Genomic DNA, 25,259 nt, shown 5'->3' with positions numbered 1-25,259 from the left:
TGGATGAAATCGACGGAGCCGCTACCGTATCATTTCGCGCCCCACCGACACCGTTTCTGCCCGATCACCACGGGCCTGACGCACCATGATCCGCCTCTCCGAAATCAAGCTGCCGCTCGACCATGCAGAGCAGGCCCTGGCCCAGGCCGTTGCCGCCGCGCTGGGCATCGCGCCCGAGGCCATCGCCCGGGTCCACGTGCACAAGCGCAGCTTCGACGCGCGCAAGCAGGAGCTGCGGCAGGTCTACATCGTCGACGTCACGCTGGCCGACCCGTGCGCCGAGCCCGCGCTGCTGGCCCGGCACGCGCAGCACCCGCACATCGCCGCCACGCCCGACATGGCCTGGTACCCGCCGCCGGCCGCGCCGGCGGGCCTGCCGCTGCGGCCGGTCGTGGTCGGCTTCGGGCCCTGCGGCATCTTCGCCGCGCTGGTGCTGGCGCAACTGGGCTTCCGGCCGCTGGTGCTGGAGCGCGGCAAGACGGTGCGCCAGCGCACCCGCGACACCTGGGGCCTGTGGCGCAAGAACACGCTCAACCCCGAGTCCAACGTGCAGTTCGGCGAGGGCGGCGCGGGCACCTTCTCCGACGGCAAGCTCTACAGCCAGATCAAGGACCCGCGCCACCTGGGCCGCAAGGTGATGCAGGAGTTCGTCCGGGCCGGCGCGCCGCCGGAGATCCTGTACGTGGCGCGCCCGCACATCGGCACCTTCAAGCTGGTGAAGGTGGTGGAGAACATCCGCGCGCAGATCGTGGCGCTGGGCGGCGAGATCCGCTTCGAGCAGAAGGTGACCGACGTGCTGATCGAGGACGGCCGCATGCGCGGGCTCGCCGTGCTCGACCAAGCCACGGGTGCCGTGCAGGAGCTGCGCGCCGACCACGTGGTGATGGCGCTCGGCCACAGCGCGCGCGACAGCTTCGAGATGCTGTACCGCCGCGGCGTGCACATCGAGGCCAAGCCCTTTTCCGTCGGCTTCCGGGTGGAACACCCGCAGGGCCTGATCGACCGCGCGCGCTGGGGCCGGCATGCCGGCCACCCGCTGCTGGGCGCGGCCGACTACAAGCTGGTGCACCACGCGAGCAACGGCCGCTCGGTCTACAGCTTCTGCATGTGCCCGGGCGGCACCGTGGTCGCCGCCACCAGCGAACCCGGCCGCGTGGTCACCAATGGCATGAGCCAGTATTCGCGCAACGAGCGCAACGCCAACGCCGGCATCGTGGTGGGCATCGACCCGCGCGACTACCCCACCGACTACCGGCACGTCGACCTGCCGCCCGAGGCCCAGGGCCGGCCCCATGCGCTGGCCGGCATCGAACTGCAGCGCCGGCTCGAATCCAACGCCTTCGCGCTCGGCGGCGGCACCTACGAGGCGCCGGGCCAGCTGGTGGGCGACTTCATCGCCGGCCGGCCCTCCACCGCCTTCGGCGCGGTGCAGCCCAGCTACAAACCCGGCGTGCGCCTGGGCGACCTGCACGCCGCCCTGCCCGCCTACGCCATCGAGGCCATGCGCGAGGCCTTCCCGGCCTTCGCCCGCAAGATCAAGGGCTTCGACCTGCCCGATGCGATGCTGACCGGGGTCGAGACACGCACCTCGTCGCCGATCCGCATCACGCGCGGCGAGGACTTCCAGAGCCTGAACGTGCGCGGCCTGTACCCGGCCGGCGAAGGCGCGAGCTACGCCGGCGGCATCCTGTCGGCGGGTGTGGACGGCATCAAGGTGGCCGAGGCCGTGGCGCGCGCAGTGGCCGCAGCATGACGGCAGCCGCTCAACGCGCAGCCCAGTGCCCCTCATGGAAGCGCCAGCCACCCGGGCCGCGATCCCAGCGGTGCGGCACCCAGACATAGCCCGGCCGCGGCGGCGCGGCCCAGTGGCCGGGACGCCAGACATAGCGTCCGCCCTCCCAGAACCAGGCTCCGCCGACCCAGACATGGCCCACGACAGGCGCCACGCCGATGACCTCGACCTGGGGCGGCGGCGGCTCGACCGGCACGTACGCGGCCGGCTCGCGCACCACCACGCGGGCCGGCGGCGGAGGCGGTGCGACGACGCAGCCGGACAGGAAGGCGGCCGCTCCCAACAACGCGGCCGGCAGTACGGAGCCGCGCCAGCGGCCCGTGGAAGAGGATGAGGACATGGTGCTCTCCAGAACAGGAATCTGCTCAACGCCGCGACCCGCAAGCTGTTGACGCCGCTGCATGAAGGCCCGGTAAAGCCCGGGCCGCGCCTTCCTGCGGCGGCACGGCCAGCGGGCGCTGCATATAGGCCGCGCCCGGGCCGTAGCCGGCAAGTTCCCCACCCGGCAGTTGCCGTGCCTGGTAGCCCAGGCGCTGCCAGTAGGCCACCGCATCGGCCAGCGCGACCAGCGCGGCCTGGCGCAGCCCCTGTTCCCGCGCCGCACGCGCGCCCGCCGCATGCAGGGCCGGCGCAACGCCCTGCCCGCGCGCGCGGCGCGCCACCGCGCAGTCGTGCAGGTACCAGCGGTCCGGCGGCGCCGGCAATGCGGGCAGTGGCACGCCCAGCGCAGGCACGGCGTCGCCGCGCCAGGGGTAGGAGACGAGGTAGCCCGCCAGCGTGCCGTCGGGTGCCTGCGCGGCCAGGCAGCAGGCCGGCGCCAGTTGCAGCCGGTTGGCGAAGAAATCATGGCCTTCCAGTTCGAACGTGGCACTGGCATAGGCCTCGGCCTGCAGCGCCAGCACTTCGGGCAGGTCGGCAGACCGCATGGGGCGGATGGAGATGGTCATCGAAGCGCGCAGCAGGGAAGCAGGAGACGTCAGAAACGACATCGCCGCGTCCCGGGGGGCGGACGCGGCGACGGACGGAGATCGAACGATCAGACCTGCCGGGCCTGCAGCGCGGCGATGCGCTCCTCGATCGGCGGATGCGAGGAGAACAGCTTGCCGATGCCGCCGGTGATGCCCATGGCCTGGATGCTCTTGGGCAGTTCGCCCGGCACCATGCCGCCCAGGCGGGCCAGCGCGTTGACCATGGGCTGCTTGCGGCCCATCAGCTGCGCCGCGCCGGCGTCGGCGCGGAACTCACGCTGGCGCGAGAACCAGGCGACGACGATGGCCGCGGCGAAGCCGAGCACGATGTCGAGCACGATGGTGGTGACCCAGTAGCCGATGCCGGGGCCGGAGCGGTTCTCGTTGTTCTTGTTGAGGAAGCTGTCGACCGCGTAGCCGACGACGCGCGAGAGGAACACCACGAAGGTGTTCATCACGCCCTGGATCAGGGTCATGGTGACCATGTCGCCGTTGGCGATGTGGGCCACCTCGTGGCCGATCACGGCCTCGACCTCTTCGCGCGTCATGCCCTGCAGCAGGCCGGTGGAGACCGCCACCAGGGCGCTGTTCTTGAAGGCGCCGGTGGCGAAGGCGTTCGGGTCGCCCTCGAAGATGCCGACCTCGGGCATGCCGATGCCGGCCTTGTCGGCGAACTTGCGCACGGTCTCGACGATCCAGGCCTCGTCGGCGGTGGCGGGCTGGTTGATCAGCCGCACGCCGGCGCTCCACTTGGCGACCGGCTTGCTGATCAGCAGCGAGATGATGGCGCCGCCGAAGCCCATGACCAGCGCGAAGCCCAGCAGCGCGCCCAGGTTGAGCCCGTTGGCGGTGAGGAAACGGTTGACGCCGAGCAGGCTGGCGACGATGCCCAGCACGACGACGACGGCCAGGTTGGTTAGAACGAACAGAGCGATACGTTTCATGAGTTCTCCGTGGGATGGGACCAGGCCCGTAGGATCCTTTGCGCGGAAATATGGAGGCGGACCCCGCCCCTTCAAGCCGCGCCGCAGTTCCCGCTCTGTTGTCGTCTATCTGTGCAGCCCTGCGAAGGCGTGAGGATAGAGTCGATCATAGGCGGAAAGTTCGCGCCCTCCGTGATACCGCGCTTCGGCAATGCTTCTTTTTTTGTAGCAGAAGGCCCCGACGGTACCTGGGCTTGCCTGGGATTCCTTTTGAATCCGGTCGTCATTCCTCGGGATAGATCTGCGCCGGCAGCGTCATGCCCGCCTGCCGCAGCGGCGGCAGCATGACGGGGCGCAATTCGCGCATCTCCATGTGCTCGGCGCGCACCGCGATGCCGATGGCCGCCACCGGCGTGCCGGCACGGTCGGTCACCGGCACCGCCATGGAGCGTACGCCCAGCTCCATTCCGCCGTCGCAGCTGGAAAAGCCGTCCTCGCGGCCGCGCGCCACCAGCGCCAGCACGGCGTCGGCCGCGCACACGGTGCGCGACGGGAGGGCCGGCCGTGCCATGCGGCGCACGCGCAACTCCGCCTCCTCCGGCGGCATGCAGGCCAGCAGCGCGCGGCCCTGCGCCGAGCAGTACAGAGGCAGGCGCGATCCGACGGCCACGGCCAGGCCGAAGCTGCGCCGCGCCGTGGCGCGGGCGACGATGGCCACCTCGTCGTCCAGCAGCATGCCCGGCGCGGCGGACGCACGCGTGCGGTCCGAAGGCGTTTCCAATCAGGCGCGCCACCTCGGACTGGGTCAGCCGGCCGTGCCTGCGGTTGAAGCAGGTCAGCACCTGCAGCCCTTTCTGCAGCGACGCGACATGGTCTCGCACCGCCGCACGGCCCATCACAGCCGTCCCACGCCCAGGAGACCGTCGGGGACGCCATTCGTGTGCGGAGATCGCCAAGGCTTGCGCATCGCGCAAATCTGGCTTGTCCATGCGCGAGATGCACTGGAGACCCGCCCCGGGTCTCCACAACTGAACAGGCAGCACTCTCCATTCCCCGCCCCCATCGCTTCGACTGCGCATGAGCGCATCCCCTCTGCTGTGACGAGAGTCCGCTTCATGAACTACCCCATGGCGCAACGCGCCGCCGCCTGCGCCCGCCCGATCGGGCCCGGCGCGCCCATCGCCCCGCAGCCCACGCACGCACCGGGCCACGACGCCGCGGCGCTCGGCCTGCTGCCGCTGCCGTCCGCGCTGCGGCACGTGGAAGCCGGCCGCCTGCCACGCCGGCGCGGTCGATGCGGTGGTGGCCTGCCCGCTGCACGAGGCTGCGATCCAGCGCGCCGGCATCGCGTTCAGCGGCTACCCCTCGCTGCTGGCCAGCGTGGGGCACGGCGCGGCCATGGACATCGCCGGCCGCGGCAAGGCCGATCCGCGCGCGCTGCTGCACACCATCGCCCTGGTGTCCGGCGACGGCATTAGCTACAAAATCAATAGCAGAAAGCCAAGACATCACCTGGGCTACAACGTCCTTTCATGAAAAACATGGCGCCACGGAGCCCCGCGGCGGCGTCAAGGCCGGCGCAGCAGCTTGACCTGGCGCGCGGGGCCGTCCTGGGGATGGATCTCGAAATAGGCCGGGTACTTGCGGAACAGCTCGTGCAAGGGCTTGCTGCCCCGCTTGATGCCCGCGTCGTACAGCGGCTTGCCCAGCGCATTGAGCTGCTTGATGCCGCCGATCTGCCAGTCGGGGATGGCGGCCAGCACCTGGCGCATCTGCTCGGACACCTCGCGCTCGGCCGGCTCCGGGCGCGCGGCGCCGGCCACGCTGCGTGCGGCGCGCGGCGCCCGCACCGGCGCGGCAGCCACCGGCGCCGGCGCAGGAGGGGCCGCCCTGGCCACCAGCGAGGGCCGCGGCCGCGGTTCGAAAGCCGCCGTGACCCGGCCGCCGACGTGGATCACCGCGTCGTAGGCCTGGGCGATGTCGGCCGCGGCCTTGTCGGCCTGGGCAAAGCAGATCACGCGCACGCCGGCCTCGCGCAGCCGCACCACCAGCGGCACGAAGTCCGCGTCGCCCGAGCCGATGGCCACCGTGCCGGGCGCGAACTGGTACAGCACGTCGACCGCATCCACCGCCAGCGCCACGTCGGTGGAACCCTTGCCATGGTTGAGAAAGCCGCGCACCGCATGGCGCTGCATCACCTCGCGCAGGCCCGCGAGCTTGTCCGCGCCGCCATAGGCCCGGCGCACGGTGATGACGCCCGGAAGGTCGCCGAGCTTGGCGAACGCCTCCTCCACGGCCGCCGGAGACAGGTTGTCGGCGTCGATCAGGAAGGCCGTGGTATCGGTTTTCGCGTGGGGCATGGGGCAGCCTCGGTTGGGGGAAGAAGAAGAGAAAAAAGCAAAGAAGACCTCAGCCATCCACGGCGCCATGCCCCGCCCGCAGCGCATGAAACCCAAAGGCACAAACGGCCGCGCAGCAGGCCATGCCAGGACATCCGCAGAACCGGCTTTGCCGGTCCGCCGGATGTGCCCCCTCGCAGGGGGAAGGCGAAGACGCGAAGCGCGCAGCCTGGGGGTGGTCCCATTCCAGCAACACCCGCAGCGAATGAAACCCAAAGGAACGAAAGGCCGCGGAGCAGGCCATGCGCAAACATCCGCGGAGCCGGCTGCGCCGGGCCGCAGGATGTGCCCCCTCGCAGGGGGAAGGCGAAGACGCGCAGCGCGCAGCCTGGGGGTGGTCTCATTCTGCCAGCCGCCAGGCCAGCGTCTCGCCGCCGCGCAGGGGCTTGAGCGTGGCGTCGCCAAAGGGCACGGTCTCGGGCACGGTCCAGGTCTCGCGCCTGAGCGTGACCGTGGCGGTGTTGCGCGGCAGTCCGTAGAAGTCCGGGCCATGCAGGCTGGCAAAGCCTTCGAGCTTGTCGAGCGCGCCGGCCTGGTCGAAAGCCTCGGCGTACAGCTCCAGGGCGACCAGCGCGCTGTAGCAGCCGGCGCAGCCGCTGGCGTGCTCCTTCAGGTGCGCGGCGTGCGGCGCGCTGTCGGTGCCCAGGAAGAACTTGGGGCTGCCGCTGGTGGCGGCGGCCACCAGGGCCTGGCGGTGCAGTTCGCGCTTGAGGATGGGCAGGCAGTAGTAGTGCGGCCGGATGCCGCCTGTGAAGAGGGCGTTGCGGTTGTAGAGCAGGTGCTGGGGCGTGATGGTGGCCGCGACGAAGCGGTCCGCCGCGCGCACGTAGTCTGCGCCTTCCTTGGTGGTCAGGTGCTCGAAGACGATCTTCAGCTCGGGGAAGTCGCGGCGCAGCGGAATCAGCACACGGTCGATGAACACCGCCTCGCGGTCGAACACGTCCACCGCCGGGTCGGCCACCTCGCCGTGGATCAGCAGCAGCAGGCCGTGCCGCTGCATGGCCTCCAGCGTCGGATAGGTGCGGCGGATGTCGGTCACCCCGGCATCGCTGTTGGTGGTGGCGCCGGCCGGATAGAGCTTGAGCGCGACCACGCCGGCGGCCTTGGCCCGGGCGACTTCCTCGGGCGGCAGGCGGTCGGTGAGGTAGAGCGACATCAGCGGCTCGAAGGCGACGCCGGCCGGCACGGCCGCCAGGATGCGCTCACGGTACTCGGCCGCCTGCTGCGCCGTGGCCACCGGCGGGCGCAGGTTGGGCATGACCAGCGCCCGGGCCATCTGGCGCGCGCTGGCGGGCACGACCGCCTGCAGCGCGGCGCCGTCGCGCAGGTGCAGATGCCAGTCGTCGGGGCGGATCAGGGTCAGCGTATCGGGCGCGCCCGGGCGCGGGGAATGGGAGTGGGAAGGCTCGGTCATGGCGGGCGATTTTCGCACCCGGCCGGCTCAAACAAGGCGCACCCGCACCCGGGCCCATGAAATCTCACGCCCCCTGCGCAGACATCCGCGGCTCCGGCTGCGCCGGTCCGCAGGAGAGGTCTTGCAGACCGCGCCGGGCCAGCGGCCCGGCCCTTCGCCAGTCACGAAAGGTCCGCTGGACCTTTCGTGTACGGGCTCAGCCCCCTTTGAGGGGGAAGGCGAAGACGCGCAGCGCGCAGCCTGGGGGAGATTTCAACGACCCACGGCGCTGATGCACCATCCGCAGCGCGCGAAACACAAATGGACGAGAGGCCGCGGAGCAGGCCAAGCGCAGACATCCGCGGCTCCGGCTCCGCCGGTCCGCAGGATGTGCCCCCTCGCAGGGGGAAGGCGAAGACGCGCAGCGCGCAGCCTGGGGGTGCTCCCCAGTCACCCCAGAAAGTCCCCGCTGTCCTCGGGCTGGAACACGATGGCGCGCACCTCGGCCGTCAGTTCGCGGCCGTCGGGCGCAGTCCAGTGCGCGGTCTGCCCCGGCGACAGTCCCAGCAGGTGCATGCCCATGGCCGACAGCACCGACACCCGGCCCGCGGCGGGGTCGGCCGCCTCGGGGTAGCACAGGGTCACGGTGCGCTCCTCGCAGCCCACGGGGCCGACGATGCGCACCTCGGAGCGCATGGTGACGACCTCCGGGGGAACGGCATAGGAGGACACGACCTCGGCGTTGTCGAGCAGGTCCTCGAACTCGGCGCGCTCGGACTCCGGCAGGGCGCCGGGCTGGCTCAGGCGCTTGCGAATGCGCACCAGGTCGAGTTCGGTGATGGTGCGCGGGACGACGGACGACGATGCGGACGACGCGACAACGGAAGAAGAGATGGGCATGGATGGCTCCTGGACATGAAAGGCGCCCGGCACCGAAGCCGGCCGGGCACGGCCGCTCTGCAAAGGGCCCGGCGATCCAGAAAGCGAGGAGGAGGAAGGGAGCCGCCGGGCTCAGGAAAGTGCGGCGGACAGGCGCTCGGGACGCGCCGCCGCGGCCGTGCGGCGGGCGGACGCGCGATGCCAGGACTCCGCAACACGCGCACAGCGGCACGCCGCGGCAAGGAGCCGGGCATGCGGGGGCTGGATGCGGGGAGGACGGGACGTGGCCGCCCATCATAGTCCGCAACCCCGACCAGTGGGAAATCACCAATGGCCGGGCGAGGGTCGTTCCCCTAGCATCTCCCCCCATTTGCGGCATTTCCGCCGTTCTTCCCGCGCTCTACATGCCACAGCCACCCGAGTCCGGCCCCTTGCTGGACGCCGCCAGCCCGGCCCCCGATCCCACCCCTGATGCAGACGAACCGACGCGGGTACCGCTGGCGATAGAGGACTGGCTCACCGTGATCGTCATGGCGGTGCTGGCGCTGATCACCTTCGCCAATGTGCTGGTGCGCTATTTCACCAACAGTTCCTTCGCCTGGACGGAGGAGTTCTCCGTGTTCCTGATGATCGTGCTGGCGCTGATCGGCGGCTGTGCGGCGGTGGCGCGCGACCGGCACATCCGCATCGAGTACTTCGCCGAGGGCGGCTCGCCGCGGCGGCGCACGCGGCTGGCGCAGTTCGGGGCGCTGATGGTGGCGCTGCTGTTCCTGCTGATCGCGGTGCTCAGCGTGCGCGTGGTCTGGGACGACTACCGCTACGGCGAGACCTCGCCCGGCATCGGCGTGCCGCAGTGGTGGTATTCGATCTGGCTGCCGGTGATCTCGCTGGGCATCGCGCTGCGGGCGCTGGGGCTGTTCATGCGGCGCCGCCGGCAGGGCCGCGGCGCATGATCGCGACGCTGCTGTTCGCACTGTTCGTCGTGATGATGCTGGTCGGCGTGCCGATCGGCGCGGCGCTCGGCCTGGCCGGCGCGGCGGCCATCGCGCTGGCCAATCTGGACACCCAGTGGTATGGCCTGCTGGCGGTGCCGCAGAACTTCTATGCGGGCCTGGGCAAGTACCCGCTGCTGGCGATCCCGATGTTCGTGCTGGTGGGCTCCATCTTCGACCGCTCCGGCGTGGCGCTGCGGCTGGTGAATTTCGCCATCGCCATCGTCGGCCGCGGCCCAGGCATGCTGCCGCTGGTGGCGATCGTGGTGGCGATGTTCCTGGGCGGCATCTCGGGCTCGGGGCCGGCCAACGCGGCGGCGGTGGGCGGGGTGATGATCGCGGCCATGTCGCGCGCCGGCTACCCGGCCAGCTTCTCGGCCAGCGTGGTGGGCGCGGCCGCGGCCACTGACATACTGATCCCGCCTTCGGTGGCCTTCATCGTCTATTCGGTGCTGGTGCCGGGCGCCTCGGTGCCGGCGCTGTTCGCCGCCGGCATGGTCCCGGGCGTGCTGGCCGGCATCGCGCTGATCGTGCCGGCCGTGTGGCTGGCGCGCCGCCACGGCATGGGTGCGCTCGAATCGACGCTGCCGCGCCCGGCCTTCTGGAGGAGCCTGCGCGAGGCGGTCTGGGGCCTGGCCGCGCCGGTGCTGATCCTGGGCGGCATGCGCGCGGGCTGGTTCACGCCGACCGAGGCCGCCGTGGTGGCGGTGTTCTACGGCCTGTTCGTGGGCATGGTGATCCACCGCACTATCCAGGTGCGCCACCTGTTCGTGATCCTGCGCGAGTCGGGCGAACTGTCGGCGGTGATCCTGCTGGTGGTGTCGCTGGCGGGCATCTTCGCCTATTCGCTCTCCACGCTGGGGGTGATCGACCCGATCACGCGCGCCATCGTCCACTCCGGCCTGGGCGAGTACGGCGTGCTGGCGCTCCTGATCCTGCTGCTGATCACGGTGGGCATGTTCCTCGACGGCGTCTCGATCTTCCTGATCTTCGTGCCGCTGCTCTGGCCGATCGTGCAGCACTACAAATGGGACCCGGTGTGGTTCGGCGTGATCCTCACGCTCAAGGTGGCGCTGGGCCAGTTCACGCCGCCGCTGGCGGTGAACCTGATGGTGTCCTGCCGCATCGCCCGGGTGCGCATGGAGGAGACCGTGCGCTGGGTCGGCTGGATGCTGTTTGCCATGTTCCTGGTGATGGTCGCGGTCATTGCCTGGCCCGAACTCGCGCTGTGGCTGCCGCGCAGGCTCGGCTATCTGTAGGTTTTTTCAACAAGGAGATCGCCCATGAAGTTCCGCCGTTCCATCCTCGGCCTGGCGCTGGCCGCCACCGGCCTGGCCCTCTCGCTCGGCGCCGTGGCGCAGACGCCGGCCAACTACAAGGCCGAATACAAGATGTCGCTGGTGCTCGGCCCGGCCTACCCCTGGGGCAAGGGCGGCGAGATCTGGGCCAACCTGGTCAAGGAGCGCACCCAGGGGCGCATCAACATCAAGCTCTACCCCGGAACCTCGCTGGTGCAGGGCGACCAGACGCGCGAGTTCACCGCGCTGCGCCAGGGCGTGATCGACCTGGCCGTGGGCTCCACGCTCAACTGGTCGCCGCAGGTCAAGCAGCTCAACCTGTTCTCGCTGCCCTTCCTGATGCCGGACTTCGCCGCCATCGACGCGCTCACGCAGGGCGAGGTCGGCAAGGAGATCTTCGCCGACATCGAGAAGGCCGGCGCCGTGCCGCTGGCCTGGGGCGAGAACGGCTTTCGCGAGATCAGCAACTCCAAGCTCGCGATCCAGTCGCCCAAGGACATGAAGGGGCTGAAGATCCGCGTGGTCGGCTCGCCGCTGGTGCTCGACACCATGAGCACGCTCGGCGCCAACCCCACGCAGATGAGCTGGGCCGACGCGCAGCCCGCGCTGGCCAGCGGCGCGGTCGACGGCCAGGAGAACCCGCTGGCGGTCTACACCGCGGCCAAGCTGCAAACCGTGGGCCAGAAGCACCTCACGCTCTGGGGCTACGTGGCCGATCCGCTGATCTTCGTGGCCAACAAGGAAGTCTGGAACAGCTGGACGCCGGCCGACCGCGAGATCGTCCGGCAGGCGGCCATAGAGGCCGGCCAGCAGGAAATCGCCCTCGCCCGCAAGGGTCTGATCGAGGCCGACAAGCCCTTCGTACAGGAACTGAGCGCGCTGGGCGTGACCGTGACGCAACTGACGCCGGAGCAGCACGACGCCTTCGCCAAGGCCACGCGGCCGGTCTACGACAAGTGGAAGCCCATGGTCGGCACCGACCTGGTCAACCGCGCGGAGAAGGCGATCGCGGCACGCAAGAAGTAGGTGCCACAAGGTGTTTGCCATGGCGCTGCGGGCAACCCGCAGCCCATGAAACACCATGGCACCAGAGGCCGCGCAGCAGGCCATGCCGAAGTCCTCAACTGAGCAAGGTCGGACACGCCGAGCGGACACGCATGCGGAAGAATAGGGCAGCATGTCAGAGCTTGCCCCACCCTCACTCGCTGCCACCAATCACCCTCGTGACCTTGAGCGCCTGGGCAAGGCCGTGGCCTACCTGGAGAGCCACCTGTCAGAGGCCATCGACACCGGACAACTGGCAGCCCGGGCCGCGCTCTCGCCCTTCCATTTCCATCGCCTCTTCCACGCCTATTTCGGCACCACGGTGACGGGCTACATCACCTGGCGGCGCCTGCAAAAAGCCTGCGGTCTGCTGGCCCAGGCGGATACCGCGGTTCTGGCCGTGGCGCTTGAAGTGGGCTACACCAGCGCTCAAGCCCTGGCCAAGGCGATGCGGCGCGAAATCGACACTACCCCCACGGCCGTGAGAGCGGGCGTTCGCCCACAGTGGCAACAACTTTTTGAGCGGCGCGCCTGCGTCTCTCCGGCGAAGGCGAAGCGCACCCTGCAGCCCCGGCTGACCCATACCCCCGAGCTGCATGTGCTGACCGCCGTCGGGCGCGGCATGGACCAGGGCAACATGGGCCGGGCAGCCCGCCAGGCCCTGGGCGAGCTGATCCCCAAACTCACCCAGGCCGGCCTGATGCCCCGCATGAAGAGCTGCCTGGCCCTGATGGCTGACGAGCCCCAAGGTCCGGACGACCAGCAGGCCCGGATGCAGGTCGGCGCGATCTTCGACTTCCATCTGAATCGCCGAGAGGGCCAGATCACACGACCACCTCTTCGACTCAGCGGCAGCCTGAGCTGGCAGACACTGCCCGCTGGCATCTACGCCGTCTTCACCCACAAAGGCCTGCACAGGCTGCTGCACAAAAGCTGGGACGCCATCTACCGTGAGTGGCTGCCCCACACCGGGTACACGCTGCGTGACGCGCCGCCCTTTGAGTACTTTCTGAATGACCCGCGCTACACCCCAGCAACTGCGCTTCGCACCGAAATCTATATCCCGCTGGACTGAGCCCTACCATGAACACCGCCCTGCCCGCCCTCAGCCCCACCGCGCTGCTGGACCTCAATGCCCGCGCGCAGATCGCTGCCCTGGCCCGCGGCGATTGCACCGCCCTGGCCCTGTGCGATGCCGCCATTGCCCGTATCGAGGCACTGGACGGCCCCATCAATGCGGTGGTGGTGCGGGATTTCGACCACGCCCGCGAACAGGCGAATAGCGCCGACGCAGCCCTGGCCAGCGGCGAGCGCCGGCCCTTGCTGGGGCTGCCGATGACGGTGAAGGAGTCCTTCAACCTGGCCGGCCTGCCTACCACCTGGGGCTTCGAGTTCGCCCGCGCGTTGCGCGCCACGGCCGACGCCCTGGCGGTATCCCGCCTCAAGGCCGCAGGCGCGGTGATCCTGGGCAAGACCAATGTGCCAGTCGGCCTGGGCGACTGGCAGTCGTCCAACCCCCTCCATGGCCGCACCTACAACCCGCTCGATCCCACACGGACGCCGGGGGGCTCGTCAGGCGGCGGTGCGGCTGCCCTGGCGGCGCACTATGTGGCCCTGGAGCTGGGCTCGGACATTGGCGGCTCGATACGTGTGCCGGCGCATTTCTGCGGCGTCTACGGACACAAGCCCAGCCTGGGCCTGCTGCCGACGCGAGGCCATGGTTTTCCAGGCCTGGGCTCGGGTGCGCCCAATGAACTGGCGGTCATCGGGCCCCTGGCCCGCAGCGTGGACGATCTGGAACTCGCGCTGGAAGTGCTGGCCGGTCCCGACCTGCCGCAATCCCTGGCCTACCACCTGCAACTGCCGCCCGCACGGGACATGCGCCAGGCCCGCTGTCTGCTGATCGACAGCCACCCGGTTCTGGCCGTTTCAGAAGACATCCGCGCCGCGCTGGCTCAGGTCGAGCGCGACCTGCAGACCGGCGGCTGCACGGTCCAGCGCCAAAGCGAATGCCTGCCGGACCTGGAGGCCGGCCACAAGGTCTATGCGGGCCTGCTCAACACCTACATGACCCGGGGCAAGCCCGGCGCAACCAGCATGCCGACCTATGAATGGCTGGTGCTGCTGGACCGCCGCGCCGAGCTGCAACGCCAATGGCAGCAATTGTTCGAACAGATCGATGTGGTGCTTGCCCCCACCCTGGGCTGCACCGCCTATCCGCACATCGAACCGATGGACTGGGCCAGCGCCACGGTGCAGATCGACGGTCAGTCCCAGCTTCTGGGCCCCCAGGTGTTCTGGCCAGGCCTGGCCACCGTGGCCGGTCTTCCGGCCACCAGCGCTCCGGTGGGGCGTGACCGCGACGGCCTGCCCATCGGCCTGCAGGTCATCGGCCCGCAGTTCGAAGACCGCACGCCGCTGGCCCTGGTGCGCCGGCTGGAGAGCCTCAGACGCCAGGCTTGAACCCTTAGCCCGTGGGCGAAGCATGGCTCGCCGGATTCCCCAGGCGGGCAGCCGACCCTGCGGACCCGTGTCCGACCCGCGTCTACGCCCTGTACCGGCTGGGGTTGGCGCCTGCCAGCTTCTTCATCATCCGCCGCAGCGCCGTGGCATCCTGGTAGCCCACGGCGCCGGCCACCTGCTCGACCGTCATGCGGCTGCCCTCCAGCAGCGCGCGGGCGCGCTGCAGCCGCACGCTCTGCACCAGCGCCTGCGTGCTCCGGCCGGTGGCCTTGCGGATGTGGCGCGACAGCGTGCGCTCGGACATGCAGAACTCGCGCGCCAGCGCACTGACCGCCGGTGCCTCGGGCAGCGCCGACTCGACTCTTGCGGCCAGCCGCGCCACCAGTTCATTGCCGTTGGCCAGCAGTTCCGGCACCACGAACGGCGCCTGGGCCTGGCGCCCGTCGACCAGCAGCATGCGCGCGACCAGGTCGGTGAGCGCGCTGCCGCAGCGCTCGCGCAGCAGGTGCAGCATCAGGTCGGTCTGCGCGAACGCGGCGCCGGCCGTGACCACCGGGCCGTCGGCGCAGACCATGCGGCCGGCGTCGACGATGCAGCCGGGCGCCATGCGCGCGAGCAGCGGCGCGTACCACCACGAAGTGGTCGCGCGCCGGCCCTGCAGCAGGCCGGCCGCGTGCAGCAGGAACACGGCCGAGCACGAAGCCGCGACCTGCCCGCCGGCCTTCGCATGCCGCACGAGGCCGGTGATCGCGCTGACCGCCTCGTCGCTCCCGAGGCAGCGGCGGATGTCGCCCGGGGTGTTCAGCCCGAGCCCCGGCACAACCCAGGTCGAGCGGTCGGCGCGCGGCCGCGCGGGCAGGCGCGCCGTGTCGATGCCCATGCCGGCCTGCAGCGGCACCGCTCCGCCCTGCACCGAACACAGCCGCCAGCGCGGCGGCGCCACGCCGGCCCGCGGCGCCAGGGCCTGCGCGGCGCCGAGGATGTCGAGCGTGGCCGCGACACTGGAATTGAAGGCGCCGGACAGCACCAGGATCGTGAAGTCGTGCATTTCGGCCTTGTCTGATTCAGCCCTTAAACAGTCGAATGAGACACTGCCATTCTGCCGGCGCGAAGGGTCCAATGGACGGACTGCGAGACAACACCCATGACCAGCACCCGGCCCCTCACCGAAGACGACCCGCTCGACGATTTCGCCGCGCGCCCGATCACCCTCGACGGCGTCGAGAAGAAGGTCTACCTGGCCGGCCGGGGCCCGGCCGTGATCGTGATGACCGAAATGCCGGGGATCAGCCCGCACGTGGCCCGCTTCGCGCGCTGGGTGCGCGACGCGGGCTTCACCGTCTACATGCCCTCGCTGTTCGGCCGCGACGGCGCCGTGCCGGGCGCGGAGGAAGGCGTGGCGGTGCTCCGGCGCGCCTGCGTGAGCGCGGAGTTCCGCGCCTTCGCCGCCAACGAATCGAGCCCGGTCACGCAGTGGCTGCGCGCGCTCGCGCGGCTCGCGCATGCCGAGTGCGGCGGGCCGGGCGTGGGCGCGATCGGCATGTGCTTCACCGGCAACTTCGCGCTGTCGATGATGCTGGAGCCCGCGATGCTCGCGCCGGTGGTGTGCCAGCCTTCGCTGCCGATGGACGACCCGGCCGCCACGCACATGGCGCCCGAGGAGTTGGCCGCCGTCCGCGAGCGGCTGGAGCGCGAGGACCTGACGGTCATGGCCTACCGTTTCGAGGGCGACAGGCATTGCAGGGCGCAGCGCTTCGCGGCCTTTGCCGAGGCGCTGGGCAATCGCTTCGTGGCCCGCGTGCTGCCCGACAGCGCGGCCAACCCCGGCACCGCGCCCTTCTTCGCGCAGGTGGTGGCAAGCCCGCACAGCGTGGTGACCGCGCACCTGATCGACGAAGCCGGCCAGCCCACCCTGGCCACGCGCGACGAGATCCTGGCCTTCTTCGCGCGGCGGCTCAGCAGCTGAAGCATGCAAAAAGCCCCGCAGCGCAAGCCGCGGGGCTTTTCATATGATCGACCGATGCTACAAATTAAATAGCAAAAATCCCAGGTGATATAAGGGCTAGAGGCATATTTCACCAAAATCCGCCACACCCCGAAAACCCGCGCAGCCTATGCGCAGACATCCGCGGAACCGGCTTTGCCGGGCCGCTGGATGTGCCCCCGGAAGGGGGAAGGCGAAGACGCGAAGCGCGTAGGGGGTGAGCCTCAATGCGCCAGGATCTTGTTGAGAAAGTCCTTGGTGCGCGGCTGGCGGGCGTCGGGGTTGCCGAAGAAGTCTTCCTTCGAGCAGTCTTCCAGGATGCGGCCGCCGACGTCGATGAAGATCACGCGGTTGGCAACCTTGCGCGCAAAGCCCATTTCGTGCGTGACCACCATCATGGTCATGCCTTCCTTGGCCAGGGCCACCATCACGTCGAGCACTTCGCCGACCATCTCGGGGTCGAGTGCCGAGGTGGGTTCGTCGAACAGCATCACGATCGGGTCCATCGACAGCGCGCGGGCGATCGCCACGCGCTGCTGCTGGCCGCCGGAGAGCTGGCCCGGAAACTTGTCCTTGTGCGCCATCAGGCCGACGCGGTCGAGCATCTTCAGGCCGCGCGTCTTGGCCTCGTCGGGCGAGCGGCCGAGCACCTTGATCTGGGCGATGGTGAGGTTCTCGGTCACCGACAGGTGCGGGAACAGCTCGAAGTGCTGGAACACCATGCCGACGCGCGAGCGCAGCTTGGGCAGGTTGGTCTTGGGATCGTGCAGCGGGATGCCGTTGACGGTGATCTCGCCCTTCTGGAACGGCTCGAGCGCGTTGACGGTCTTGATCAGCGTCGACTTGCCCGAGCCGGACGGGCCGCACACCACCACCACGTCGCCCTTGTTGATGCTGACCGAGCAGTCGTTGAGCACCTGCACCGGACCGTACCACTTGGAGACGTTCTTGATTTCGATCATTTTTTCGGACATTTCTTTCTCCTGTCGGTTGCCGCGCCGGGCACTACCGGATGATGGCGATTTTCTTGTGCAGGCGCTTGACCAGCCAGGACAGCGCATAGCAGATCACGAAATAGGCGATCGCCGCGACGAGGTAGGCCTCGATCGGGCGGCCGTAGTTCTTGCCCGCTGTCTCGAAGCCCTTGAGCATGTCGTAAGCGCCGATGGCATACACGAGCGAGGTGTCCTGGAACAGGATGATGGTCTGCGTCAGCAGCACCGGCAGCATGTTGCGGAAGGCCTGCGGCAGCACCACCAGGCGCATGTTCTGGCCGTAGGTCATGCCCACGGCCTGCCCGGCGTAGACCTGTCCACGCGGGATCGACTGGATGCCCGCGCGCATGATCTCGCTGAAGTAGGCCGCCTCGAACGCGATGAAGGTGACGTAGGCCGAGATCTCCGCCCCGATCGGCCGCCCGATCAGGAAGGGCACCAGCAGGAAGAACCACAGGATCACCATCACCAGCGGAATGCTGCGCATGCCGTTGACGTAGATCACCGCCGGCACTTCCAGGAACTTCTTGCCGGACAGGCGCATGAGCGCCAGCACGGTGCCGAGCAGGATGCCGCCGAGGGTGGCGACGATGGTCAGGGTGATGCTGAACCAGAAGCCCTTGAGCACGAAGGCCCGGATCAGCTCCCAGTTGAAGAACGAGAAATCGAGATTCATCAGTGCCCCCCTCCGGCACGCCCGGCGACGGCGAAGCCGGGGATGCGCAGGCGCTTCTCGATGACCGCCATGATGCGGTTGATCGCGAACGCCGAGATGATGTAGAGCGCGGTCACGGCCAGATAGACCTCGATGCCGCGCGAGGTTTCTTCCTGCACCTGCATGGCGAACATGGTCAGCTCGGACACGGACACTGCGAAGGCCACCGACGAGTTCTTGAAGATGTTCATCGTCTCGCTGGTCAGCGGCGGAATGATGATGCGCAGCGCCATCGGCAGCAGCACGTAGCGGTAGTACTGGAAGGTGGTGAAGCCCACGGCCATGCCGGCATAGCGCTGGCCGCGCGGCAGCGCCTGGATGCCCGAGCGCACCTGCTCGGCGATCCGCGCCGAGGTGAAGAAGCCCAGCGCGAGCACCACCAGCACGAAGCTCGAAAGCCCGCGCATGGCCGGAATCAGCGCCGGCACCACGTGGTACCAGAGGAAGATCTGCACCAGCAGCGGAATGTTGCGGAAGAGTTCCACCCACGCATTGCCCAGTCGGACCAGGACCGGGCTGTTGGGCAGCGTGCGCAGCGTTCCGATGATGAAGCCCAGCACCAGGGCCACCACCAGCGCCAGCAGCGACACCGATACTGTCCAGCCCCAGGCGGAGAGCATCCATTGCCAGTAGGTCGGGTACTCGCCTCCCGGGTCCTGCAGAAACATCTGCCAATCCCAATTCGATCCCATGGGGATTCCTTCTCAAACGTTTGCCTGATTCGCGGGCCGTTTCTCCGGCCTGTCCTGATGCCGCGCGGCAGAGGACAACAAAAAACGCCCACCGGACAGGTGGGCGTCGGTCAGCGCATGCTCAGCGCTTACTCCTTGATGGAATATTCTTCCATGGGCTTGTCGTTCGGATGCTCCCACGCGTCCTTGGTCGCGGCGGATAGCGGAAGGCCGATCTTGACGTTGTTCGGCGGGATCGGCTGCATGAACCACTTGTCATAGAGCTTGGCCATCTCGCCCGACTTGATCTGGGCCACGATGCTGTCGTCCACCGCCTTCTTGAAGGCCGGATCGTCCTTGCGGATCATGATCGCGATCGGCTCGACGGAAAGCACCTCGCCGACCATCTTGTAGTCGTTCGGGGCCTTGGACTTGGCGGCGTTGGATGCCAGGATCGAGCCGTCCATCACGAAGGCGTCGGCGCGGCCGGACTCCAGCAGCAGGAAGCTGTCGGAGTGGTCCTTGCCGTAGACCTCCTTGAAGGTCAGGCCTTCGGCGCGCTTGTTCTTACGCAGGGTCTGCACCGAGGTGGTACCCGTGGTGGTGGCGATGGTCTTGCCGTTCAGATCCTTGATGCCGTTGATGCCGGAGTTGGCCTTGACCAGGATGCGGATTTCTTCCACGTAGGTGGTGTAGGCGAAGGCCACGTCCTTGGCGCGCGCCTGGTTGTTGGTGGTGGAGCCGCACTCCAGGTCGACGGTGCCGTTCTGCACCAGCGGGATGCGGTTCTGCGAGGTCACGGGCTGGTACTTGGTTTCGAGCTTTCGGCCCACGACCTTTTCCAGGTCCTTGATGATGTTGGCGCAGACGTCGTAGTGGAAGCCGGTGTACTTGCCGTCGCCGAGGGTGTAGGAGAGGCCGGAAGACTCGCGCACGCCTTCGGTGATAACGCCCGATGCCTTGATCTTGGCCAGGGTGTCGCTGGCCTGGGCAAACGCCCCGCCAGCAGTCAGTGCCGCGACCGCGAGGGCCAACAGTTGTTTATTCATGCAAATCTCCTTGGTGAACGAGGATGAAAGTAAGGCGGAGTCTAGAACGGAATCGAGGCCTGCAACGCGCGGGTTACACCCCAAGCACGCCAAATTGGTGCAATGAGCTGGCATAACGGTGTCTTTCCGGTGCACTGGCAGACCCGTAGCCCCTCCGTTGGAGACGAGCAATCGCAAGGTCCGTGCCCAGATTGGCGCATCAGCAGGTCGCCGACTGTACGGCGGCCGGCCACAGCTGACCAATGCCAGTTGCTCCCCGCTTCATGCAAAAAAAACATGGACTAATGAAAAACCCTGATGCCGGCCAGGAGCCGCAAGGCGGCTACTGGCCGGTGAGACGCAGGGCGGGCGCATTCTGCAGGAATGCCCAGAGCGCGTCGGCCGGCCGGCGCGCCGCCGCGCGGCCACGGATGACGCCGCCCTCGCGCGGCGCGGCCGGCTTCTCGCGGTAGGCGCGGATGTCCATCGTCATCTGCAGGCCGGGCTGATCCGGCGGCAGTGCGCTCACCAGCCGGCGGCCGCGCAGTTCGCGCCGTACCGCGCTGTGCGGCAGGAACGCCACGCCATGGCCCTCCAGCGCCATGGCCTTCAGGCCTTCGGCCATGTCGGTCTCGTAGACGCGGTCCAGATGGATCGGGACGCCGGCTTCCTTAAGCAGCGTCTCCACCACGCGGCCCAGGTAGGCCCCGGGCGCATAGGCCAGGTAGGGCAGCGGCTGGCTCGCGCGGCCGGGCAGCTCGAACATCGGGCGGCCGTCGGCATCGGGGCGCGAGAACGGCGCCACCGTCTCCTCGCCCAGCACCACCATCTCATAGCGCTCGGTGTCGAGCTGAATCGGCTGGGTGCTGTGGTGGTAGGCGATCAGCAGGTCGCAGTTGCCCTCCATCAGCCGCAGCACCGCGTCGTGCACGTTCAGGGCGATCAGGCGGCTGCGCATCGGCCCGAAGCGCTCGCGCAGGCCCGACACCCAGCTCGGGAAAAAGGTGAAGGCCAGCGTGTGCGGCACGGCGAACTGGATCACGTCCTTGCCCGCTGCGATGTGGCCGCGCAGCATGGCGCGCGTGGTCTGCAGCGCCTGCAGCATCTCCAGCGACTGCGCATAGAGCGTCTCGCCAGCCGGGGTCAGGCGCGTGGGATAGGAGGTGCGATCGACCAGGTCGGCCCCCGCCCAGCCCTCCAGCGCCTGGATGCGGCGCGAGAAAGCCGGCTGTGTCACATGGCGCAGTTGCGCCGAACGGCTGAAGCTGCGCGTTTCGGCGAGGCTGACGAAGTCCTCGAGCCACTTGGTTTCCATGGGGCGAATTATGGAATTTCCCCGGCACGCCCGCTCGCCATGCCGGATCGCTGCATTTCTGCATCTCCCAGTGCAAACATCCGGTTGTGCGGGGGCCGCGAAGGAGACTTCAGCAGCGGCCTTGCCGGCGGCACTGGCCGCGTGCGCCAGCCAGCCGGCACAGGCCCTGCCAATGTTCTACCGCCCGGTCCGGCCCGGCTGCGCGGTCGACCCGACCGCACGCAGCGTGGCGGAGAAGACGCCACACCCTTTTGCGCACGCGACGTGCGCAAAAGCCGCATTGACCCGCAAGTGTTTTAGCCCTATAGTCATAAATCGCAAATACGATCAATAGTACGCATATATGAACCAAAAAGAGGCATCCAAGGCAAGCATCACCAAGGAGCTTGCCCTCGGCAAGTTCACGGACAAGATGCTCGGCGACATGCGCGCGCTGATTGGCACCGAGTTGCGCACCGAGTCCTGCCTGAACAACGAGTACGCTACACGCCTGGCCGTGATGCGCTTCTGCGAGGGCATCGGCGACGACAACCCGCTGTGGACCGACGCGGAATACGCCAAGAACGGCCCCTTCGGCACGCTGGTCGCTCCTCCCAGCTTCATCTTCGCGTGCCTGGGTTCGGTGCAGGTCGGCTGGCCGGGCCTTGGCGGCTTCCACGCAGAAACCAAGATCACCTTCGGCGATACGATCCGTGTGGGCGAGAAGATCACGGCCAAGGTGACGTTCGACGGTTTCGACGGCCCGATCGCCGACAGCAACTTCGGCGGCCGGCGCATCAAGGACTACCTGCGCCAGGAGTACCGCAACGAGGAAGGCGAACTCAAGGCCACCTTCATCTGCTCGCGCATGCGCTTCGAGCGCGGCGAGATGCAGAAGCGCCGCGAGAGCCGCGCCATCGAGGTGCCCCACCCCTGGAAGGACGAGGAGATCGCCGAGATCGAGGCGCAGATCCTGGCCGAGAAGCCGCGCGGCGCCGAGCCGCGCTACTGGGAAGACGTGCAGGTCGGCGACGAGATCGACGTGATCACCAAGGGCCCGCTGGGCTTGACCGACTTTATCGCCTTCATCGCCGCCGGCGCGGCGCCGATCCCGCGCGTGGCCGCGCATGCGGTCTCGCTCAAGCGCTACCACAAGCACCCCAAGTGGGCCTTCCGCGACCCCCGCACGCACGCGCTGGAGCCCGTCTACTCCGTGCACTACAACGACTACGCCGCGCAGCTGCAGGGCGCCCAGATCGCCTACGACGTGGGCATCCAGCGTACCTGCTGGCAGATCCATTCGCTGACGAACTGGATGGGCGACGCCGGCCGGCTGGTGGCGCTGACCGGCCAGTACCGCTCGCACGTGTACCTGGGCGACGTGCTGCGCCTGGGAGGCCGCGTGGAAGCCAAGGAGGTCGATGCCGAAGGCCGCCACATCGTGCGCCTGGTCACCTGGGCCACCAACCAGCGCGGCCAGCAGTGCATGCCAGGAACCGCGGTGGTTGCCCTGCCCACGCGCCCCGCCGTCTGAGCGGGCGGGCATCTGGCGAACAGAACAAAGAAGCGAGACAACCATGACCACTTCCAGCGACGCCGAGCTGCCGCTCAGCGGTGTGCGCGTCCTCGACCTGACACGCTATCTTTCCGGACCCTATGCGACGCTGCTGCTCGCTGAGATGGGCGCGGAGGTCATCAAGGTCGAAGTGCCCGAGGCCGGCGACGACACGCGCCACATCGCGCCGCTGCAGGGCGACGTGAGCTTCTACCACTCCACCATCAACCGCAGCAAGGCGTCGGTGGAACTCGACCTGAAGTCCGAGGAAGGCCAAAAGCTCGTCCACGCGATGGTCGCCGACTGCGACGTGTTCATCCAGAACTTCCGCACCGGAGTCGCCGAACGCCTGGGCTTCGGCTACGACGTGCTCTCCAAGATCAACTCGGGGTTGGTCTACTGCTCGATCTCGGGCTTCGGGGGAACCGGCCCGGAAAGCCGGCGCGCCGCCTTCGACCTGATCGTGCAGGCCGAATCCGGCGTGATGAGCCTCAACGGCGAAGGCGACGCCCCGCCCAGCAAGCTGGGCCTGCCGGTGGCCGACCTGGCCTCCGGCATGTTTTCGGTCCACGGCATCCTCGCGGCACTCCTCAAGCGCTCTCGCACCGGCAAGGGCAGCCTGGTGGAGGTCAGCATGATGAGTTCGCTGCTGTCGCTGTCCGTCTACAACGCCACCCGGTATTTCGTGACGGGCGAAACGCCCAAGCGTATGGGCTCGCGTCACCCGGGAGTGGTGCCGTACGGCCAGTACGCTACTTCGGACGGCAACGTCCTGCTGTCCACCTTCAGCGACGGCTCGTGGAAGCGGATCGTCGATGCCATGGACCGGCCGGAACTCGCGGAAGACCCCCGGTTCCTGACCGCCGCATCCCGCGTCTTGCACCGGGACGCCTGCGACGCCTTGCTCGGCGAGGTGTTCTCGGGCTTCACCTCCGAGGAGGTCGTCAAGCGCCTGCACGAGGCGGGTATCCCCTGCGGCGTGGTCCGCAATCTCGGCGAGGCGCTGGAAATGGAGGCCGCCAGCGGCTCCGGCTCCATCACCGATGTCGAATACCCCGGCAACGTGGGTTCCATCCGCAGCGTGCGGATACCCATCAAGTTCGATGGTCAGTGGTGTCCCGCCAAGCCTGCTCCGGCGCTCGGCCAGGACAACGCGATCCTCGATCGCTACAAGAAATCCTGAACGCTCAGTGAGGCGGCACACGCCTCCCGCGGCTGGCTCTCGGCGGCGAACACAAAAAACGCGCACACCAGCCGCACCAACACGGAGACATCAATGTCCTCAGCAGAAACGACATGGGGCAAGGAGATCGCGACGGAAACCGTCGGCGGCATTTCGTACCGCATGTACATCGACCGCCCGCGCCGGGTCGAGCGCGTGCTCGACTTCGCCAGCCGCTGGGGCGCTCTGCCCCACGTCATCCAGGGCGAGCGGGTCGTCACGTTCGAGGAACTGCGCCGGGGTGCGTTGGCCAAGGCCCGCCAGCTCGCCGACATGGGGATTCGCCGCGGCGACCGCATCTTCATCCTCGGCTGGAACAGCCCCGAGTGGGTTCTCAATTTCTGGGCCTGCCTGCTGGTGGGTGCCGTGCCGGTCCTGGCGAACGCCTGGTGGAGCGAGGTGGAAGTGGGCAACGGCCTGGCGGCCCTGCAGCCGGCCATGACCCTGGCCGACGACCGTTGCGCGGCGCGGGTGCCTGCTAACGCGCAGGGCGGCCCCTGGGGCATCGACATGGCTTGGTGGCAGGAAGGCGACGCCTTCGCCGACGACGGAGCACGCGGCGAGGAAGAAACCGCGCTCATCATCTTCACGTCGGGAACTTCGGGCCAGCCCAAGGCGGTGGTGCTGACGCATCGCGCACTGTTGGCGCGCCTGCAGATGACGCTGCACATCACGCGTAAGCTGCCGCATCAGATCGACGAGACGGCGCCGCGCGACGTGACGCTGATCACCGGCCCGCTGTTCCACGTGGGCGGCATGCAGACCCTCATGCGCGCAGTCATCGTCGGCGACACGCTGGTTCTGTCGGAAGGCCGGTACGACCCCGCCGAGGTGCTCGCATCCATCGAGCGCAACAAGGTCAAGCGCTGGAACGCCGTGCCGACCATGGTGACGCGGCTGCTGGACCACCCGGACGTCTCGCGCCGGGACTTGAGCAGCCTGAAGTCCATCAGCATCGGCGGCGCCCCAGTGCATGCCGAGCTGATGCAGCGCATCCGAACCCAGTTGCCCAGCGTCAGTCCGAGGATTCCCACGGGCTACGGCCTGACGGAGAACGGCGGACAAGCCACGGCCGCGGCGGGCTCGGAGGACATCTCGGAGCTGGGCTCTACCGGCAAGCCGCTGCCCTGTGTCGAGATCCGCTTCCTTGTCCATCCGGGCCTGCCTGATGGCGAGATCCTGCTGCGCTCCCCCACGCAGATGTCCCGCTTTTTCGGGCTCGAAGAGTCGCCCATCGATGCCGAAGGCTGGCTGCATACAGGCGACCTGGGCCGGCTGGACGACAAGGGCAACCTGTGGATCACCGGCCGCTGCAAGGACATGATCATCCGCGGCGGCGAGAACATCGCGCCGGCCGCCATCGAGCGCGCGCTGCTGAACATCCCCGGCGTGGCCGAAACCGTGGTCTTCGGTGTGCCGCACCCTGACCTGGGCGAGGAAGTGATGGCGGTGGTCGTCACCGATGCCGACCTCACGCCGCAGCAGTTGCAGGATCAGCTACGCGGCCAGATCGCGTCGTTCGCGGTGCCCAGCCGCTGGCGCATCCAGCGCGAGGCGCTGCCGACCAACGACACCGGCAAGGTGGACAAGAAGGCGACCAGTGCCCAGGTCCGGGCCGAACTTCAGAACGGGGGCTGAAATGGC

Annotated in this window: 24 protein-coding genes; 11 read left to right on the top strand and 13 right to left on the bottom strand. The window is 68.6% G+C overall.

Going from position 1 to position 25,259, the window contains the following annotated elements:
* The first annotated feature begins 85 nt into the window (after positions 1 to 85).
* Positions 86 to 1,753, top strand: a complete 1,668-nt coding sequence (locus JHD63_RS01835; RefSeq protein ID WP_198968954.1) for an NAD(P)/FAD-dependent oxidoreductase — start codon at positions 86 to 88, stop codon at positions 1,751 to 1,753.
* Between the two features lie 10 nt (positions 1,754 to 1,763).
* On the opposite strand, the gene JHD63_RS01830 is transcribed toward JHD63_RS01835, so the two are convergent.
* The 4 genes from JHD63_RS01830 to JHD63_RS01815 all read right to left on the bottom strand — a co-directional run bounded on the left by JHD63_RS01830 (position 1,764) and on the right by JHD63_RS01815 (position 4,464).
* The gene (locus JHD63_RS01830) at positions 1,764 to 2,132 is read right to left on the bottom strand and encodes a YXWGXW repeat-containing protein (protein ID WP_198968953.1); all 369 of its coding nucleotides are present in this window, start codon (positions 2,130 to 2,132) and stop codon (positions 1,764 to 1,766) included.
* A 25-nt stretch (positions 2,133 to 2,157) separates the two neighbouring features.
* On the bottom strand, positions 2,158 to 2,739 hold the full coding sequence (locus JHD63_RS01825; RefSeq protein ID WP_233167490.1) for a GNAT family N-acetyltransferase: 582 nt from the start codon (positions 2,737 to 2,739) through the stop codon (positions 2,158 to 2,160).
* Between the two features lie 89 nt (positions 2,740 to 2,828).
* On the bottom strand, positions 2,829 to 3,704 hold the full coding sequence (gene htpX, locus JHD63_RS01820; protein WP_198968952.1) for a protease HtpX: 876 nt from the start codon (positions 3,702 to 3,704) through the stop codon (positions 2,829 to 2,831).
* 262 nt (positions 3,705 to 3,966) lie between these two features.
* Positions 3,967 to 4,464, bottom strand: a complete 498-nt coding sequence (locus JHD63_RS01815; RefSeq protein WP_233167489.1) for an IclR family transcriptional regulator — start codon at positions 4,462 to 4,464, stop codon at positions 3,967 to 3,969.
* 521 nt (positions 4,465 to 4,985) lie between these two features.
* On the opposite strand from JHD63_RS01815, the gene JHD63_RS01810 reads away from it, so the two are divergent.
* On the top strand, positions 4,986 to 5,219 hold the full coding sequence (locus JHD63_RS01810; protein ID WP_370590369.1) for a hypothetical protein: 234 nt from the start codon (positions 4,986 to 4,988) through the stop codon (positions 5,217 to 5,219).
* 32 nt (positions 5,220 to 5,251) lie between these two features.
* Here JHD63_RS01810 and JHD63_RS01805 read toward each other — a convergent pair whose 3' ends face one another.
* The 3 genes from JHD63_RS01805 to JHD63_RS01795 all read right to left on the bottom strand — a co-directional run bounded on the left by JHD63_RS01805 (position 5,252) and on the right by JHD63_RS01795 (position 8,375).
* Entirely contained in the window at positions 5,252 to 6,043 is a 792-nt protein-coding gene (locus JHD63_RS01805; RefSeq protein WP_198968950.1) for an NYN domain-containing protein, read from the bottom strand.
* Positions 6,044 to 6,422: 379 nt separating this feature from the next.
* Positions 6,423 to 7,496, bottom strand: coding sequence for a dihydroorotase (pyrC, locus tag JHD63_RS01800; RefSeq protein ID WP_198968949.1), 1,074 nt, complete (start codon positions 7,494 to 7,496; stop codon positions 6,423 to 6,425).
* 429 nt (positions 7,497 to 7,925) lie between these two features.
* Positions 7,926 to 8,375, bottom strand: a complete 450-nt coding sequence (locus JHD63_RS01795) for a GreA/GreB family elongation factor (protein WP_198968948.1) — start codon at positions 8,373 to 8,375, stop codon at positions 7,926 to 7,928.
* Between the two features lie 383 nt (positions 8,376 to 8,758).
* On the opposite strand from JHD63_RS01795, the gene JHD63_RS01790 reads away from it, so the two are divergent.
* The 5 genes from JHD63_RS01790 (at position 8,759) to JHD63_RS01770 (ending at position 14,151) form a co-directional block, all read left to right on the top strand.
* Complete coding sequence (locus tag JHD63_RS01790) at positions 8,759 to 9,307, top strand: TRAP transporter small permease (RefSeq protein WP_198968947.1); 549 nt, start codon at positions 8,759 to 8,761, stop codon at positions 9,305 to 9,307.
* Complete coding sequence (locus JHD63_RS01785) at positions 9,304 to 10,605, top strand: TRAP transporter large permease (RefSeq protein WP_198968946.1); 1,302 nt, start codon at positions 9,304 to 9,306, stop codon at positions 10,603 to 10,605. Before JHD63_RS01790 ends, JHD63_RS01785 begins: the two co-directional genes overlap by 4 nt.
* A 24-nt stretch (positions 10,606 to 10,629) precedes the next feature.
* A complete protein-coding gene (locus JHD63_RS01780; RefSeq protein WP_198968945.1) occupies positions 10,630 to 11,670 on the top strand; it encodes a DctP family TRAP transporter solute-binding subunit in 1,041 nt (346 codons plus the stop codon).
* Between the two features lie 151 nt (positions 11,671 to 11,821).
* Complete coding sequence (locus JHD63_RS01775) at positions 11,822 to 12,763, top strand: AraC family transcriptional regulator (protein WP_198968944.1); 942 nt, start codon at positions 11,822 to 11,824, stop codon at positions 12,761 to 12,763.
* 8 nt (positions 12,764 to 12,771) lie between these two features.
* Complete coding sequence (locus JHD63_RS01770; protein WP_198968943.1) at positions 12,772 to 14,151, top strand: amidase family protein; 1,380 nt, start codon at positions 12,772 to 12,774, stop codon at positions 14,149 to 14,151.
* 82 nt (positions 14,152 to 14,233) lie between these two features.
* Here JHD63_RS01770 and JHD63_RS01765 read toward each other — a convergent pair whose 3' ends face one another.
* Positions 14,234 to 15,199 carry a GlxA family transcriptional regulator gene (locus JHD63_RS01765; RefSeq protein WP_198968942.1) on the bottom strand — a complete coding sequence of 322 codons (966 nt, stop codon included), beginning with the start codon at positions 15,197 to 15,199 and terminating at the stop codon, positions 14,234 to 14,236.
* 96 nt (positions 15,200 to 15,295) lie between these two features.
* On the opposite strand from JHD63_RS01765, the gene JHD63_RS01760 reads away from it, so the two are divergent.
* On the top strand, positions 15,296 to 16,117 hold the full coding sequence (locus tag JHD63_RS01760) for a dienelactone hydrolase family protein (RefSeq protein ID WP_198968941.1): 822 nt from the start codon (positions 15,296 to 15,298) through the stop codon (positions 16,115 to 16,117).
* A 242-nt stretch (positions 16,118 to 16,359) separates the two neighbouring features.
* Here the strand turns inward: JHD63_RS01760 and JHD63_RS01755 are convergent, their stop codons facing one another.
* The 5 genes from JHD63_RS01755 to JHD63_RS01735 form a co-directional block, all read right to left on the bottom strand.
* Positions 16,360 to 17,097, bottom strand: coding sequence for an amino acid ABC transporter ATP-binding protein (locus tag JHD63_RS01755; protein WP_198968987.1), 738 nt, complete (start codon positions 17,095 to 17,097; stop codon positions 16,360 to 16,362).
* Between the two features lie 43 nt (positions 17,098 to 17,140).
* Entirely contained in the window at positions 17,141 to 17,806 is a 666-nt protein-coding gene (locus JHD63_RS01750) for an amino acid ABC transporter permease (RefSeq protein ID WP_198968940.1), read from the bottom strand.
* Positions 17,806 to 18,537, bottom strand: coding sequence for an amino acid ABC transporter permease (locus tag JHD63_RS01745; RefSeq protein ID WP_198968939.1), 732 nt, complete (start codon positions 18,535 to 18,537; stop codon positions 17,806 to 17,808). The genes JHD63_RS01750 and JHD63_RS01745 overlap by 1 nt, the downstream gene beginning before the upstream one ends.
* Before the next feature lie 128 nt (positions 18,538 to 18,665).
* A complete protein-coding gene (locus tag JHD63_RS01740) occupies positions 18,666 to 19,565 on the bottom strand; it encodes an amino acid ABC transporter substrate-binding protein (protein WP_198968938.1) in 900 nt (299 codons plus the stop codon).
* A 322-nt stretch (positions 19,566 to 19,887) separates the two neighbouring features.
* A complete protein-coding gene (locus JHD63_RS01735; protein ID WP_198968937.1) occupies positions 19,888 to 20,859 on the bottom strand; it encodes a LysR substrate-binding domain-containing protein in 972 nt (323 codons plus the stop codon).
* 343 nt (positions 20,860 to 21,202) lie between these two features.
* Here JHD63_RS01735 and JHD63_RS01730 point away from each other — a divergent pair, with 343 nt between their 5' ends.
* The 3 genes from JHD63_RS01730 (at position 21,203) to JHD63_RS01720 (ending at position 25,253) form a co-directional block, all read left to right on the top strand.
* The gene (locus JHD63_RS01730; protein ID WP_198968936.1) at positions 21,203 to 22,372 is read left to right on the top strand and encodes an FAS1-like dehydratase domain-containing protein; all 1,170 of its coding nucleotides are present in this window, start codon (positions 21,203 to 21,205) and stop codon (positions 22,370 to 22,372) included.
* A gap of 43 nt (positions 22,373 to 22,415) precedes the next feature.
* On the top strand, positions 22,416 to 23,576 hold the full coding sequence (locus JHD63_RS01725; protein WP_198968935.1) for a CaiB/BaiF CoA transferase family protein: 1,161 nt from the start codon (positions 22,416 to 22,418) through the stop codon (positions 23,574 to 23,576).
* Between the two features lie 93 nt (positions 23,577 to 23,669).
* Positions 23,670 to 25,253: a class I adenylate-forming enzyme family protein gene (locus JHD63_RS01720; protein ID WP_198968934.1), complete on the top strand. Its 1,584-nt coding sequence runs from the start codon at positions 23,670 to 23,672 to the stop codon at positions 25,251 to 25,253.
* Positions 25,254 to 25,259: the final 6 nt, after the last annotated feature.

Source organism: Xylophilus sp. ASV27 (genome assembly GCF_016428875.1).
In the GTDB taxonomy this organism is placed as follows: Bacteria; Pseudomonadota; Gammaproteobacteria; order Burkholderiales; family Burkholderiaceae_C; genus Xylophilus.
Note: the sequence above shows the minus strand (reverse complement) of the source record. Positions and strands in the feature narration are given on the sequence as shown.

Bases quoted from the DNA above. Each gene is read 5' to 3' on its own strand.
- JHD63_RS01835 (WP_198968954.1), top strand. From the start codon at position 86: ATGATCCGCCTCTCCGAAATCAAGCTGCCGCTCGACCATGCAGAGCAG.
- JHD63_RS01830 (WP_198968953.1), bottom strand. From the start codon at position 2,132: ATGTCCTCATCCTCTTCCACGGGCCGCTGGCGCGGCTCCGTACTGCCG.
- JHD63_RS01825 (WP_233167490.1), bottom strand. From the start codon at position 2,739: ATGACCATCTCCATCCGCCCCATGCGGTCTGCCGACCTGCCCGAAGTG.
- htpX (WP_198968952.1), bottom strand. From the start codon at position 3,704: ATGAAACGTATCGCTCTGTTCGTTCTAACCAACCTGGCCGTCGTCGTC.
- JHD63_RS01805 (WP_198968950.1), bottom strand. From the start codon at position 6,043: ATGCCCCACGCGAAAACCGATACCACGGCCTTCCTGATCGACGCCGAC.
- pyrC (WP_198968949.1), bottom strand. From the start codon at position 7,496: ATGACCGAGCCTTCCCACTCCCATTCCCCGCGCCCGGGCGCGCCCGAT.
- JHD63_RS01795 (WP_198968948.1), bottom strand. From the start codon at position 8,375: ATGCCCATCTCTTCTTCCGTTGTCGCGTCGTCCGCATCGTCGTCCGTC.
- JHD63_RS01790 (WP_198968947.1), top strand. From the start codon at position 8,759: ATGCCACAGCCACCCGAGTCCGGCCCCTTGCTGGACGCCGCCAGCCCG.
- JHD63_RS01785 (WP_198968946.1), top strand. From the start codon at position 9,304: ATGATCGCGACGCTGCTGTTCGCACTGTTCGTCGTGATGATGCTGGTC.
- JHD63_RS01780 (WP_198968945.1), top strand. From the start codon at position 10,630: ATGAAGTTCCGCCGTTCCATCCTCGGCCTGGCGCTGGCCGCCACCGGC.
- JHD63_RS01775 (WP_198968944.1), top strand. From the start codon at position 11,822: ATGTCAGAGCTTGCCCCACCCTCACTCGCTGCCACCAATCACCCTCGT.
- JHD63_RS01770 (WP_198968943.1), top strand. From the start codon at position 12,772: ATGAACACCGCCCTGCCCGCCCTCAGCCCCACCGCGCTGCTGGACCTC.
- JHD63_RS01765 (WP_198968942.1), bottom strand. From the start codon at position 15,199: ATGCACGACTTCACGATCCTGGTGCTGTCCGGCGCCTTCAATTCCAGT.
- JHD63_RS01760 (WP_198968941.1), top strand. From the start codon at position 15,296: ATGACCAGCACCCGGCCCCTCACCGAAGACGACCCGCTCGACGATTTC.
- JHD63_RS01755 (WP_198968987.1), bottom strand. From the start codon at position 17,097: ATGATCGAAATCAAGAACGTCTCCAAGTGGTACGGTCCGGTGCAGGTG.
- JHD63_RS01750 (WP_198968940.1), bottom strand. From the start codon at position 17,806: ATGAATCTCGATTTCTCGTTCTTCAACTGGGAGCTGATCCGGGCCTTC.
- JHD63_RS01745 (WP_198968939.1), bottom strand. From the start codon at position 18,537: ATGGGATCGAATTGGGATTGGCAGATGTTTCTGCAGGACCCGGGAGGC.
- JHD63_RS01740 (WP_198968938.1), bottom strand. From the start codon at position 19,565: ATGAATAAACAACTGTTGGCCCTCGCGGTCGCGGCACTGACTGCTGGC.
- JHD63_RS01735 (WP_198968937.1), bottom strand. From the start codon at position 20,859: ATGGAAACCAAGTGGCTCGAGGACTTCGTCAGCCTCGCCGAAACGCGC.
- JHD63_RS01730 (WP_198968936.1), top strand. From the start codon at position 21,203: ATGAACCAAAAAGAGGCATCCAAGGCAAGCATCACCAAGGAGCTTGCC.
- JHD63_RS01725 (WP_198968935.1), top strand. From the start codon at position 22,416: ATGACCACTTCCAGCGACGCCGAGCTGCCGCTCAGCGGTGTGCGCGTC.
- JHD63_RS01720 (WP_198968934.1), top strand. From the start codon at position 23,670: ATGTCCTCAGCAGAAACGACATGGGGCAAGGAGATCGCGACGGAAACC.